General features: G+C 56.9%; 9 protein-coding genes. 2 read left to right on the top strand and 7 right to left on the bottom strand.

Going from position 1 to position 13,609, the window contains the following annotated elements; genetic code table 11:
- Nucleotides 1-7: 7 nt before the first annotated feature.
- Nucleotides 8-4,477 (bottom strand): glutamate synthase large subunit, encoded by a 4,470-nt coding sequence (gene gltB, locus EKL29_RS06025; RefSeq protein WP_126689121.1) that lies wholly within the window; start codon nucleotides 4,475-4,477, stop codon nucleotides 8-10.
- A gap of 852 nt (nucleotides 4,478-5,329) precedes the next feature.
- Between gltB and arcB the strand changes: the two genes are divergently transcribed.
- Together arcB and mtgA are read left to right on the top strand one after the other, a co-directional pair.
- Nucleotides 5,330-7,672: an aerobic respiration two-component sensor histidine kinase ArcB gene (arcB, locus tag EKL29_RS06020; protein ID WP_120455336.1), complete on the top strand. Its 2,343-nt coding sequence runs from the start codon at nucleotides 5,330-5,332 to the stop codon at nucleotides 7,670-7,672.
- Nucleotides 7,673-8,555: 883 nt separating this feature from the next.
- Complete coding sequence (mtgA, locus tag EKL29_RS06015) at nucleotides 8,556-9,275, top strand: monofunctional biosynthetic peptidoglycan transglycosylase (RefSeq protein ID WP_126689120.1); 720 nt, start codon at nucleotides 8,556-8,558, stop codon at nucleotides 9,273-9,275.
- A 3-nt stretch (nucleotides 9,276-9,278) separates the two neighbouring features.
- Here the strand turns inward: mtgA and npr are convergent, their stop codons facing one another.
- The 6 genes from npr to lptB form a co-directional block, all read right to left on the bottom strand.
- Nucleotides 9,279-9,551 (bottom strand): PTS phosphocarrier protein NPr, encoded by a 273-nt coding sequence (gene npr, locus EKL29_RS06010; protein ID WP_126689119.1) that lies wholly within the window; start codon nucleotides 9,549-9,551, stop codon nucleotides 9,279-9,281.
- On the bottom strand, nucleotides 9,548-10,402 hold the full coding sequence (gene rapZ / locus EKL29_RS06005; protein WP_120455342.1) for an RNase adapter RapZ: 855 nt from the start codon (nucleotides 10,400-10,402) through the stop codon (nucleotides 9,548-9,550). Before rapZ ends, npr begins: the two co-directional genes overlap by 4 nt.
- Before the next feature lie 54 nt (nucleotides 10,403-10,456).
- Complete coding sequence (ptsN, locus tag EKL29_RS06000; RefSeq protein WP_120455344.1) at nucleotides 10,457-10,936, bottom strand: PTS IIA-like nitrogen regulatory protein PtsN; 480 nt, start codon at nucleotides 10,934-10,936, stop codon at nucleotides 10,457-10,459.
- A 156-nt stretch (nucleotides 10,937-11,092) separates the two neighbouring features.
- Entirely contained in the window at nucleotides 11,093-11,380 is a 288-nt protein-coding gene (hpf, locus tag EKL29_RS05995) for a ribosome hibernation promoting factor (RefSeq protein ID WP_120455346.1), read from the bottom strand.
- A 21-nt stretch (nucleotides 11,381-11,401) separates the two neighbouring features.
- Entirely contained in the window at nucleotides 11,402-12,835 is a 1,434-nt protein-coding gene (gene rpoN, locus EKL29_RS05990; protein ID WP_126689118.1) for an RNA polymerase factor sigma-54, read from the bottom strand.
- 47 nt (nucleotides 12,836-12,882) lie between these two features.
- On the bottom strand, nucleotides 12,883-13,608 hold the full coding sequence (lptB, locus tag EKL29_RS05985) for an LPS export ABC transporter ATP-binding protein (protein ID WP_120455349.1): 726 nt from the start codon (nucleotides 13,606-13,608) through the stop codon (nucleotides 12,883-12,885).
- Between the last annotated feature and the right edge of the window lies 1 nt (nucleotide 13,609).

Here is a 13,609-nt window from a genome sequence, read left to right as displayed (position 1 = left end):
CGAACTATTACTGTGCCTGCACACGCAGCTCGGCTGCGGAACGACTGCGGTGACCCAGCAACGCTTTAACATCACTGGACTTGGGTTTAACCAGGGCGAAGCGCGACGACCAGAGCGGCCAGTTGGCAAGGATCTCCTCGCCGCGGCTGGAGCCGGTGTGTTGCACATGCTCGGTGATTAAGCCGCGCAGGTGCTCCTCGTGGATCGCCAGCTCGTCGACGTTAAGCACTTCCACCAGCTCCGGGTTGACGCGCTTGCGGAACTCGCCATCTTCATCCAGCACGTAGGCGAAGCCGCCCGTCATGCCAGCGCCAAAGTTCACGCCGGTGCGGCCCAGTACGCAGACAATGCCCCCGGTCATATATTCACAACCGTTGTCGCCGATCCCTTCAACGACCGTAATCGCGCCAGAGTTACGCACTGCGAAACGCTCGCCTGCGCGGCCTGCGGCGAACAGCTTGCCGCCCGTCGCGCCATAGAGGCAGGTATTGCCCGCAATGGTCGCTTCGTGGCTGCGGAACGCGGAGCCGACCGGCGGACGGATCGCCAGCATACCGCCAGCCATCCCTTTGCCGACGTAGTCGTTGGCGTCGCCGGTCAGCGTCAGTTCGACGCCGCCTGCGTTCCACACGCCGAAGCTCTGACCGGCGGTGCCGGAGAAGTGCGCGCGGATCGGATCCGCCGCCAGCCCCTGGTCGCCGTGGATCGCCGCGATAGCGCCAGAAAGCGTCGCGCCTACGGAGCGGTCGGTGTTGCGGATGTCGAAGAAGAAGGTCTTACTCTGTCTTGCTTCCACAAACGGCATCGCCTGGTCATGCAGCGCCTTATTCAGCTCGCCTTTGTCGAACGGCGGGTTGCTGCCTTCGGTGCAGTGCAGCGCTTTGCCCGGCATCGGCGTTGCCGTTTTCAGCAGCGACGAGAGATCCAGGTTCTGCTGCTTGGCGGTGAAGCCATCCAGCTCTTTCAGCAGATCGGTGCGGCCAATCAGGTCGGTCAGGCGTTTTACGCCCAGGCTGGCCATCAGCTCGCGGGTTTCACGCGCGATGAACTCAAAGTAGTTAGTTACCTTGAAGGGCAGGCCGTGATAGTGGTTCTTACGCAGCTTGTCATCCTGGGTCGCTACGCCGGTCGCGCAGTTGTTAAGGTGACAGATACGCAGGTATTTACAGCCCAGCGCCACCATCGGGCCGGTGCCGAAGCCGAAGCTTTCTGCGCCCAGGATCGCCGCCTTGATAATGTCGCGGCCGGTCTTCAGGCCGCCATCTACCTGCAGACGGATCTTGTGGCGCAGACCGTTGGAGACCAGCGCCTGCTGCGTCTCCACCAGGCCAAGCTCCCACGGACAGCCCGCATATTTGACCGAACTTAACGGGCTGGCACCGGTGCCGCCGTCATAGCCTGCGATAGTGATCAGGTCGGCATAGGCTTTCGCCACGCCGGTAGCGATGGTGCCGACGCCCGGTTCAGAGACCAGCTTCACCGAAATCATCGCCTTCGGGTTCACCTGCTTCAGGTCGAAAATCAGCTGCGCCAGATCTTCAATCGAGTAGATGTCGTGATGCGGCGGCGGCGAAATCAGCGTAACGCCCGGTACGGAGTAGCGCAGCTTCGCGATGTAAGGCGTTACTTTATCGCCCGGCAGCTGACCGCCCTCGCCAGGCTTGGCGCCCTGCGCCACTTTAATCTGAATCACGTCGGCATTGGCCAGATAGGCTGGCGTAACGCCGAAGCGGCCCGATGCGACCTGTTTGATGCGCGATACTTTATTGGTGCCGTAGCGCGCCGGATCTTCGCCGCCTTCGCCGGAGTTAGAGTAGCCGCCGAGCGAGTTCATCGCTTCGGCCAGCGCCTCATGCGCCTCCGGGCTGAGCGCGCCGATTGACATCGCTGCGGTATCAAAGCGTTTAAACAGCTCGCTGGCCGGCTCGACATCGTCGATATGGATCGATTCGGTGCCCGGCTGCAGCTCCAGCAGATCGCGCAGCGTCGCTACCGGACGCTCGTTCACCAGCTTCGCGTACTCCTGATAGTCGCTGTATTCGCCGCTCTGTACGGCGCGCTGCAGCGTAGCGACCACATCCGGGTTGTAGGCATGGTATTCGCCGCCGTGCACGTACTTCAGCAGGCCGCCCTGGTCCAGCGGTTTACGCTGCAGCCAGGCGCGCTTCGCCAGATTGGTCAGATCCTGCTGGAAGTCGGCGAAGTTCGCGCCGCTGATGCGGCTGACGACGCCCTGAAAGCAGAGACTCGACACATCGGCATGCAGGCCCACCGCTTCGAACAGTTTCGAGCAGCGATAGGAGGCGATAGTCGAGATGCCCATTTTGGACATGATCTTGTAGAGACCTTTGTTGATGCCGTTACGGTAGTTCAGCATCACCGCGCGATAATCTTTCTCAATGACGTTGCTGTCGACCATCTTCGCCAGCGATTCATAGGCGAGGTAAGGATAGATAGCGGTCGCGCCGAAGCCGAGCAGCACGGCGAAGTGGTGCGGATCGCGCGCGCTGGCGGTCTCGACGATGATATTGGCGTCGCAGCGCAGGTTTTTCTCAACCAGGCGCGTCTGCACCGCGCCGACGATCATCGGCGCCGGAACCGGCAGACGGTTTTCGCTGATAGCGCGATCGGAGAGCACCAGCAGCACAGTGCCGTTGCGTACCATACGCTCTGCCTCGTCGCACAGAGCATGCATCGCCTGCTCCAGCGTCTGCGTCGCCGGGTCGAAGGTGCAATCCAGCGTATCGGCGCGATAATATTCGCCTTCCATCGTGGTCAGCTGATTGAAATCGGACCACAGCAGGATAGGGGACTTAAAGCTGACGCGATGCGCCTGGCCTTCCGCCTCGCAGAATACGTTCATCTCGCGGCCGATGCTGGTAGCCAGCGACATCACATGGTTTTCACGCAGCGGATCGATTGGCGGGTTAGTCACCTGCGCGAACTGCTGGCGGAAATAGTCATAAATGATGCGCGGACGGCTGGAGAGCACGGCGAACGGCGTATCGTCGCCCATTGAGCCGACCGCTTCCTGGCCGTTCTCGCCCAGCACGCGGATAATGGTGTCGAGCTCTTCGCTGCTGTAGCCGAACTGCTTCTGGTATGTCGCCAGCAGCGGGTCGTTAAGCTCGCGGCTGCCGACCTGGTTGTCGGGCAAATCTTCGAACGGCACCAGACGCTTAACGTTTTTCTCCATCCACTCTTTATAGGGGTGGCGGCTCTTGAGATCGTTATCGGTTTCCGCCGAATGCAGAATGCGTCCGATACGGGTGTCGATCACCATCAGTTCACCAGGCCCAACGCGGCCTTTCTCCACCACTTCGTCCGGCTGGTAATCCCAGATGCCAACTTCGGAGGCGCAGGTGATCAGTTTGTCTTTGGTGATCACGTAGCGCGCTGGGCGCAGGCCGTTACGGTCAAGGTTACAGGCGGCATAGCGGCCGTCGGACATTACGATGCCTGCCGGGCCGTCCCACGGCTCCATATGCATCGAGTTAAAGTCGAAGAAGGCGCGCAGCTCCGGATCCATATCCGGGTTGTTCTGCCAGGCGGGCGGCACCAGCAGGCGCATAGCGCGCACTAAATCCATGCCGCCGTTCAGGAACAGCTCCAGCATGTTATCCATTGAGCTGGAGTCGGAGCCGGTTTCGTTAACGAACGGTCCGGCGTTCTGCAGATCGGGGATCAGCGGCGTATTGAATTTGTAGGCGCGCGCGCGCGCCCATTGCCGATTGCCAGCGATGGTGTTGATTTCGCCGTTGTGCGCCATATAGCGGAACGGCTGCGCCAGCGGCCAGCGCGGCACGGTGTTGGTGGAGAAGCGCTGATGGAACAGGCAAATCGCCGACTCCAGACGCAGATCCGCCAGATCGAGATAAAAGCGCGGCAGGTCGGCCGGCATACACAGGCCTTTATAGATATTGACCTGGTTTGAGAAGCTACAGATGTAGAACGCTTTATCGTCGCTCTGCTCAATGCGCTTTTCCGCGCGGCGGCGAGCCATATAGAGACGACGCTCCATATCGCGCGGACGCCAGCCAGCCGGCGCATTGATAAAAAGTTGCTGAATGCGCGGCATAGAAGAGAGAGCAATCTCTCCCAGCACATCCTGATTGACGGGCACGTCGCGCCAGCCGACCACAGAGAGGGTTTCACGGACCACTTCCTCTTCCACGATGCGGCGGCTCGCCTGAGCCTCTTCCTCATCGTGGCTGAGGAAAAGCATGCCCACGGCGTAATTTTTCGCCAGGCGCCAGCCTTTCTCTTCCGCCACTACACGGAAAAAGCGGTCAGGTTTTTGTAATAACAGACCACAGCCGTCGCCGGTCTTGCCGTCGGCAAGGATCGCGCCGCGGTGTTGCATACGGGCCAGTGCATGAATGGCGGTACGCACTACCTTGTGGCTAGGTTCGCCTTCTATATGGGCGATGAGGCCGAAACCACAGTTATCCTTTTCAAGGGATTTGTCATACAACATTTCAGTGAACCTCCCCAGGCTCTGTGGATTCCCTTTGGTCGGGCTACGGGCGCAGAAAGAGCTAAGCGACAGGCTGATGCGCATCGTGCGCTGCACTCCTGTGTCGCCCCATCTGTCTGGCCGTTGGCGTCGTTGTCACAAGCGTCGTGGTCTTGTTACAGGGGGAATCTCTGTTACTGCATAAATATGACGAGTTGAGCACCCGTCCAGAAAGCTTCCAGCGGATTTCCAACTTATCGGGAAAGCGGAATTACGTCAAATAGCGTTCCTGGTCGTCTTTTTATCAAGGTTAAATGAATTAACTTATTGAATTTAATTGAATTTAACCCTAAAAAACTGTCGGTTGGCCATTTAGCAGGACCGGCGGAAATGTGAACTGTCTCACTGTCATGAAGCGGTCATATCCCATTCCCGTGCTGGCTGGAAGGGCTTTAACAGCAGAATCTGCTACATAGCAGATTACCCGCACATCATGTATCTGTTTTTCTTATAACGGCATATTTGAATCAAACGCGGGGTCGCCATAAGTAAAATTAATCAGAACAGGTTCGATTATCCACGCAGTTAAAATGAATTTCTATTCAAAAGAATAAAGAGGTGCCGGGACAACGGAACGCTGTCGGCAAATAGAGAAATGAAAGACTTAGATCACAATCGCCGGTAAACAGGCGGCCCTCCAGATTATTCGGTTGGCACAATTAGTCAAGTGATTTAGCGTCTGCGCGGACATCGTCGCCGATCGTGGCGTCAGATGCACCATAACAGGGCATAACGCGCGCTTTCCTGCGCGTCGTCGCGCCAACGGTAGGGTAATTACGCTATGATGAGCCTGTTCTTTTCCAGGGAGTTCGTATGAAACAGATTCGCCTGCTGGCGCAGTATTACGTTGATTTAATGGTTAAGCTGGGACTGGTGCGTTTTTCGCTGTTGCTGGCGTCGGCGCTGGTGGTGCTGGCGATGGTCGTGCAGATGGCGGTGACCATGGTGCTGCGCGGACATGTCGAGAGCATTGACGTCGTCCGCTCGGTTTTCTTCGGGCTGCTGATTACGCCCTGGGCGGTCTACTTTCTCTCCGTGGTGGTCGATCAGCTGGAAGAGTCACGCCAGCGTCTGTCGCGGCTGGTGGATAAGCTGGAGGAGATGCGCACCCGCGATTTAGAGCTAAACCAGCAGATGAAAGAGACCATTACACAGCTCAACCAGGAAATTAGCGATCGTATTAAAGCGGAGCAGGCGCGCGAGCAGGTGATGGATAAGCTGCGCGAAGAGATGGCCCGCCGTGAACAGGCGCAGATCGAGCTGGAACAGCAATCCTCATTTCTGCGCTCTTTCCTCGATGCTTCCCCCGATCTGGTGTTCTACCGCAACATCGACAAGCAATTCTCCGGCTGTAACCGCGCTATGGAGCTGCTGACCGGAAAAAGCGAAAAACAGCTGATTGGCCTGACGCCGCGCGATATTTACGACGAGGATGCCGCTACCAAAGTGCTGGAGACGGATGAGAAGGTCTTCCGTCATAACGTCTCGCTTACCTACGAACAGTGGCTGCAATACCCTGACGGGCGCAAAGCCTGTTTTGAAATCCGCAAAGTGCCTTACTACGACCGCGTAGGCAAACGCAGCGGACTGATGGGCTTCGGCCGCGATATAACCGAGCGTAAACGCTATCAGGACGCACTGGAGAACGCCAGCCGGGAGAAAACCACCTTTATCTCTACTATCAGCCATGAGCTGCGTACGCCGCTTAACGGCATTGTCGGCCTGAGCCGTATTCTGCTTGATACCGATCTCAATCAGGAGCAGTTGAAATACCTGAAAACTATCCACGTTTCCGCTATTACGCTGGGCAATATCTTTAACGACGTCATTGAGGTGGACAAGATCGAGCGCCGCAAGGTGCAGCTGGATAACCAGCCGCTCGACTTCACCGGCTTCCTCGCGGATCTGGAGAACCTCTCTGGACTGCTGGCGCAGCCGAAGGGACTGAAGTTCGTTATGGCACCGAACCTGCCGCTGCCGCATAAGATTTGCGCGGACGGCACGCGCCTGCGTCAGATTCTGTGGAACCTCATCGGCAACGCAGTGAAGTTTACCCAGCATGGGGAGATCGTAGTGCGCGTCGCCTATGAGCAGAACGAGACGCTGCGCTTTGAGGTTGAGGACTCCGGGCAGGGGATTCCGCAGGAGGAGCAGGACAAGATCTTCGCCATGTACTATCAGGTGAAAGATCAGCACGGCGGCAAACCGGCGACCGGCACCGGCATCGGACTGGCGGTATCGCGTCGACTGGCGCAGGCGATGGGCGGTGATATCAGCGTGCGCAGCGCGCCGGGACAAGGCTCCTGCTTTACCGTGCTGATCAAAGCGCCACGCGTGGCGGAAGAGGTGGAGGATGACGACAGAGACGACAGCATGCCGCTGCCGGCGCTGCACGTCTTGCTGGTAGAAGATATCGAGCTGAACGTGATCGTGGCGCGCTCGGTGCTGGAGAAGCTTGGCTGTAGCGTTGAAGTCGCCATGACCGGCCAGGCCGCGCTGGAGATGTTCGACCCGCTGGAGTTCGATCTCGCCCTGCTGGATATCCAGCTGCCGGATATGACCGGTCTCGACGTCTCGCGCGCTATTCATCAGCGCTACCCAGGCGCCAGCCTGCCGCCGCTGGTGGCGCTGACCGCCAACGTGCTCAAGGATAAGAAAGAGTATCTGGATGCCGGCATGGACGATGTGCTCAGCAAGCCGCTATCCGTGCCGGCGCTGACCGCCATGATTAAAAAGTTCTGGGATCATCAGAGCGAAGAGAGCGAGGCTGACCGTCCCGAAAGCGATGACAAGACGCGCACGCTGCTTGATGTGCCGATGCTGGAGCAATATATCGAGCTGGTGGGCCCCAGCCTGATTACGCAGAGCCTGACGATGTTTGAACAGATGATGCCTGGCTATCTTGAGGTGCTGGATTCAAATCTGATGGCGCGCGATCAGAAAGGCATTGCGGAAGAGGGGCACAAAATCAAAGGCGCGGCGGGATCGGTCGGGTTACAGCATCTACAGCAGGTGGCTAAGCAGATCCAGAGCCCGGAACTGCCGGCATGGTGGGACAACGTAGGCGAATGGATTGAAGAGCTAAAACAGGAGTGGCGTCATGACGTTCAGGTGCTGCGTGACTGGGTAGCGGAAAGAGAAAAGCCAGGGGCTTAAAAAAAATGACCCCAGTCGAAGACCGGGGTGCGCGAATACTGCGCCAACACCAGGGAAAAAGGCGCTGTTGCTATACTTAGAGGAGTTAAAGTGCAGCAGCGTGGTATTGGTTAACGTCTGTCATCACCTTAGCAAATTCATTAATGACCAGGGAAAGATTCATTAAAATGTGTGATGTTGAGCAGCGTTTAAATACAGAAAACATTAATTTGGCAACACAGTCAAGCAAGGAATTAATTTCTGCGTTGCATTGCGCTTATTTTGACCAATTGTTCTATTTTTTGTGCGGTTTTTGTTTGCCTGAACGATCGGAACATGGTCTCAAACACGGGAAAAAGGGTCTGACCCGCCAGGGCCGCTTTTTATCAATGTAACACAATGAAATTTATGGGATAACAGGGTATTAACCTCACTTTATCCAAAACGTTTTGGAAAGCATGACCCTAAAGTTCCAGATTTGATTTAAGTCCTGTTGATTTGCAGGGTTTCAGCCGGGCAACTGAGCGCCTGAGAGGTCACCAGAAAGATCAAATTAGCAGCCTGACGGTGTATATTGTGTAACCATCATGGTCAAATGGTGAAAAGCAGAACAGCGCGCCAAAAGGCACAGTTTAGAAAGGTGAATGATTCAAAACGATCCTTATCACAAATGGTTAAGTATATGGTGTGGAAAGGGATAAGCGATAAACAAGTATGGAACCGATTCCTTTTTGATGGAAGTGCTTGATGTCATTCGATCTGTCTTAATATTTAGAGGGTAGAATGTCGCTGCTGAGATTAAAAAAAACGCATCTTATTGCGCTTCTTCAGCGATTTTGACCAAGACGGGGCTTTCATCACGCTGGTAATTGATTAATGCAGGGAACAGGTAAGAGAACATTGCATGAGCAAGAATAAAGGGAGCCGCTGGCGTCGCATTAAACGAGCCGGTATCGGCGCTGTTGTCGTTATATTGGGTATCTGGGCGGCTGGAATTGCCCTGTTTGCCTTTCTTCCCGTGCCGTTTTCAGCGGTGATGGCGGAACGGCAGATTGGCGCCTGGCTGCGCGGCGATTTTCATTACGTAGCGCATTCCGACTGGGTGGGGCACGACGAGATCTCTCCCTGGATGGGGCTGGCGGTTATCGCCTCGGAAGACCAGAAATTCCCAGAGCACTGGGGCTTTGACGTCAATGCGATTGAAACGGCGCTGGGCAGCGAAAGCGAGCGCATGCGCGGCGCTTCGACGCTGTCGCAGCAAACGGCAAAGAATCTTTTTCTCTGGGATGGACGCAGCTGGGTGCGAAAGGGGCTGGAAGCGGGATTAACGGTCGGCATTGAAACCGTCTGGACCAAACGGCGCATTCTGACGGTCTACCTTAATATTGCCGAATTTGGTCAGGGAACCTTTGGCGTAGAAGCGGCGGCGCAGCGTTATTTTCATAAACCGGCCAGCCGCCTGACGATAGCAGAAGCCGCGCTGCTGGCGGCCGTGCTGCCTAATCCCATCCGGTTTCGCGCCGATGCGCCCTCAGGCTACATACGCCAGCGTCAGCAGTGGATTATGCGCCAGATGCGCCAGCTGGGCGGTGAAGGCTTCCTGCTGCGTAATCATCTTAACTAGCGATTAGTCTTCGTCGAAGCCAGCCTCGAAAAGCTCAATAACGGCAGCCAGCGCCTGCTGTTCTTCCGGGCCGCTGGCTTCGATTTCAATATGCCCGCCTTTTGCCGAATCGAGCATCAGCAGCGCGATAACGCTGCTGGCCTCCGCCTCGGTCCCGGCCTCATTACGCAGCAGAACCTCAGCGTTAAAGCTCTGCACCAGTTCAAACAGCTTCATGGCCGGACGCGCATGCATGCCCAGCTTATTTTTAATTTCTACAGTTTGTTTGACGGTCATGATTTGCGTTTTTCCAGCGTGCGATGGCGAGACTGTACGTTTTTGCCGCGTGAGCGGAAGTAGTCCGCCAGCTGCTCAGCGATATAAACCGAACGGTGTTTACCGCCCGTACAACCGATAGCGACGGTGAGATAGCTGCGGTTGTTGGTTTCCAGCATCGGCAGCCACAGCTCGAGGTAGCTGCGCGTCTGGTAGATAAAGTTGTGCACTTCGGTATGGCGATCGAGAAACGCCGCTACGGGGCGATCGAGGCCGGTCATTGGGCGCAGCTTGGGATCCCAGTGCGGGTTAGGCAGAAAGCGCACGTCGAAAACGTAGTCGGCATCGATAGGGATGCCATGCTTGAAGCCAAATGATTCAAACACCATCGTCAGCTCGCGTTCGCGCTTGCCCAGCAGCCGCGTGCGCAGCATCTCCGCCAGCTCGTGAACCGACATCTCAGACGTATCGATAATCAAATCGGCCCGTGAGCGCAGCGGCTCCAGCAGATCGTTCTCTTCGTCGATAGCGCTTTCCAGCGACAGGTTTTTACTGGAGAGCGGATGCAGGCGGCGCGTGTCGCTGTAGCGGCGGATCAGCGTATTGCGATCGGCGTCCAGAAACAGCAGCTGCGGTGAAAAGGCGTCCGGCAGATTGTTCAGCGCATTTTCAAAAATTTCCGGCGACTCCGGCATGTTGCGCACGTCGATGCTGACGGCAGCCGAAATATTACGCTCCACCAGCGAGTTCGCCAGCTCGGGCAACAGCACCACGGGCAGGTTATCGACGCAGTAGAAACCCATATCTTCAAGCGCGCGTAGCGCCACCGATTTTCCTGAGCCTGACCGACCGCTAACGATCATCAGCACCATGACCTTCTCTCCCGTTTTAAACCGGCACGCACGCCGGTAAAAGCGCAGCGCGCGTTACTGCTCCTCTGGAGCTTCTGTAATAATGGCGTAGAGTTCTTCATCGCTTTGTGCCGCGCGCAGGCGGCGACACACGGTCTTGTCCGCCAGACGTTTCGCGACCAGAGACAGGGTGTGCAGGTGGGTTTTGCACTGGTCCGCGGGCACCAGCAGCGCAAACAGCAGATCAACCGGCTGGTTGTCCACCGCGTCGAATGCGATAGGCTGGTCAAGGCTGATAAAGACGCCTACGGCGCGCAGCGTGTCCTCTTCCAGCTTGCCGTGCGGAATAGCGATACCGTTGCCGATACCGGTACTGCCCATGCGCTCACGGGTCAGGATCGCTTCAAACAGCGTTTGATGCGGCAGATTAAGCTGCTTCGCTGCCAGTTCGCTGATAATTTCCAGCGCGCGCTTTTTACTCTGGCAGTGTACGCCGTTGCGCGTACAGTCCGGCGTCAGCACGGTGCTCAGTTCCAGTGTCAGATCGTTGTTCATTGTCGTTTCACTTGCGAGTTCACAGAGCCGCGGGCCTGCCGCGCTTAACGACCGCGCGGTATCCCGTGGCGCTTGCACAGATGGCAAAACGGGGCGGTAAATCCGCCCCATCCAGACCGCCCTGAGCGCGCGGCGCGCGCTCTGCAAGCGTGAAGGTTAGTGTTTTTTCAGTTTGTCTTTATGCCGGGTTAGCTGACGGGCGAGTTTATCGACCAGCCCGTCAAGCGCCGCATACATATCTTCCGCTTCCGCCGTGGCGTGCAGCTCGCCGCCGTTGACATGCAAGGTCGCTTCCGCAACCTGGGTGACCTTTTCCACTTTCAGAACAATATAAACCTGATTGATACGATCGAAATAGTGTTCCAGTTTGGCAAATTTGTTGCTGATGAATTCACGCAGCGCTTCGGTGATTTCAACATTTTGCCCAGTGAGGTTTAGCTGCATAGGTCTTCCTTCTCATTTCTGTCAAACCAGCTGTTTACGCTGGTTGGAGGGCGGGATAGATAAAGACTCGCGATATTTAGCGACGGTTCGGCGCGCCACCATGATGCCTTGTTCAGATAACATGGAGGTAAGCTTACTGTCACTCAAGGGTTTAGCGGGATTCTCCGCCGAGATTAATTTTTTCACCAGCGCGCGGATAGCCGTTGAGGAGGCTTCGCCGCCGCCTTCGGTATTGACGTGGCTGGAGAAAAAATATTTAAGTTCAAAGATGCCGCGCGGGCTGTGCAGATATTTCTGCGTGGTCACGCGCGAAATGGTGGACTCATGCATATCGACGGCCTGCGCGATATCCGCCAGCACCATCGGACGCATAAATTCTTCGCCCTGCTCGAAAAAAGCCTGCTGCTGCTCAACGATGCAGCGCGTTACTTTCAGCAGCGTATCGTTGCGGCTTTCCAGGCTTTTAATCAGCCATCGCGCCTCCTGCAGGTTGCTGCGGATAAACTGGCTGTCGCTGTCGTTACGCGCGGCGCCGCCCATGGCGGCGTAGTGTTGATTGATCTTCAGACGCGGCACGCTGTCGGCATTCAGTTCAACCGTCCAGCGCGTGCCGATCTTGCGTACCAGCACGTCGGGAATGACATATTCCGGCTCGCCGGTCTGTACCGACTGGCCAGGACGCGGATCCAGCGACTGGATCAGCAGCATCGCCTCTTTCAGCACATCTTCTTTGAAACGGGTTACGCGCATCAGGCTGCGGAAATCGTGGTTAGCCAGCAGATCGAGGTGGTTGCTGACAATCAGGCGCGCTTCGGCCAGCATTGGCGTGGTCGGCGCAAACTGAGAAAGCTGCACCAGCAGGCAGTCGCGCAGATCGCGCGCGCCGACGCCGACGGGATCGAAGCGCTGAATGCGCTTCAGCACCGCCTCGACTTCATCCAGCCCCAGTTCGTCATTACCCATGCTGTCGAGGATCTCGTCAAGCGAAACGGTAAGGTATCCGGTATCGTCGATAGCATCGACGATCGAGGTGGCGATAGCGCGATCGGTATCGGTGAAAGGGGTCAGATCCACCTGCCACATCAGGTAATCCTGCAGCGACTGGGTCGTTTCGCCCTGATAGATCGGCAGCTCGTCATCCTGATAGTCAGTGCCGGTGCCGGAAGGCGTGCCTGCGGTGTACATTTCGTCCCAGGTGGCGTCGAGCGGCAGATCGTCCGGCATCTCTTTCTGTTCAAGCGCCTCGCGCGTGTCCAGCACCTCATCTTCCTGATAGTCGCGGCTGTCGATCTCTTCATGCACTTCAGCCTGCTCCAGCAGCGGATTGCTCTCCAGCGCCAGCTGCAGCTCTTGCTGCAGCTCAAGCGTAGAGAGCTGCAGCAGCCGGATTGCCTGCTGCAACTGCGGAGTCATTGCCAGCTGTTGGCTGAACCTGAGTTGCAAACCTTGCTTCATATTCAGGACGGAATTTCCTAAGCAAACATCGTATTAACGACACCTTATCAGAGTCTGAACTCTTCGCCCAAATAAACCCGTTTAACCTGCTCATCTGCAAGAATTTCGTTCGGCGTGCCGTGAGCGATAAGGCGCCCCTGGCTGACGATATAAGCGCGTTCGCAAACCGCCAGGGTTTCACGCACGTTGTGGTCGGTGATCAATACGCCGAGGCCGCTGTCGCGCAGGTGCTCGATGATCTTTTTGATGTCGATAACCGAGATGGGATCGACGCCGGCAAAAGGCTCATCAAGCAGGATAAATTTAGGGTTAGCGGCCAGCGCGCGGGCAATTTCTACGCGGCGGCGTTCGCCGCCCGACAGCGCCTGACCCATGCTGTCGCGCAGATGGGCGATATGAAACTCATCCATCAGCTCGTTGGCGCGATCCTGGCGCTGCTCTTCGGTAAGATCGTCGCGGATTTGCAGTACCGCCATCAGGTTGTCATAGACGCTCAGGCGGCGGAAAATCGACGCTTCCTGCGGCAGATAGCCGATACCGCGCCGCGCGCGCGCGTGCAGCGGCAGAATGCTGATATCTTCCTGGTCGATCACGATGCGGCCAGCGTCGCGCGGCACGATGCCGACGACCATATAGAAGGTGGTGGTCTTACCCGCGCCGTTGGGGCCGAGCAGGCCGACGATCTCGCCGGATTTCACCTGCAGGCTGACATCTTCCACCACGCGACGGCCTTTATAGGCCTTCGCCAGGTTTTCTGCGATTAATGTGGCCATA

It is taken from the genome of Pantoea sp. YU22, assembly GCF_003970755.1.
Classification (GTDB): domain Bacteria; phylum Pseudomonadota; class Gammaproteobacteria; order Enterobacterales; family Enterobacteriaceae; genus Pantoea; species Pantoea piersonii.
The sequence above is the reverse complement of the archived record's forward strand: the minus strand, read 5'-3'. Positions and strand labels throughout refer to the sequence as shown.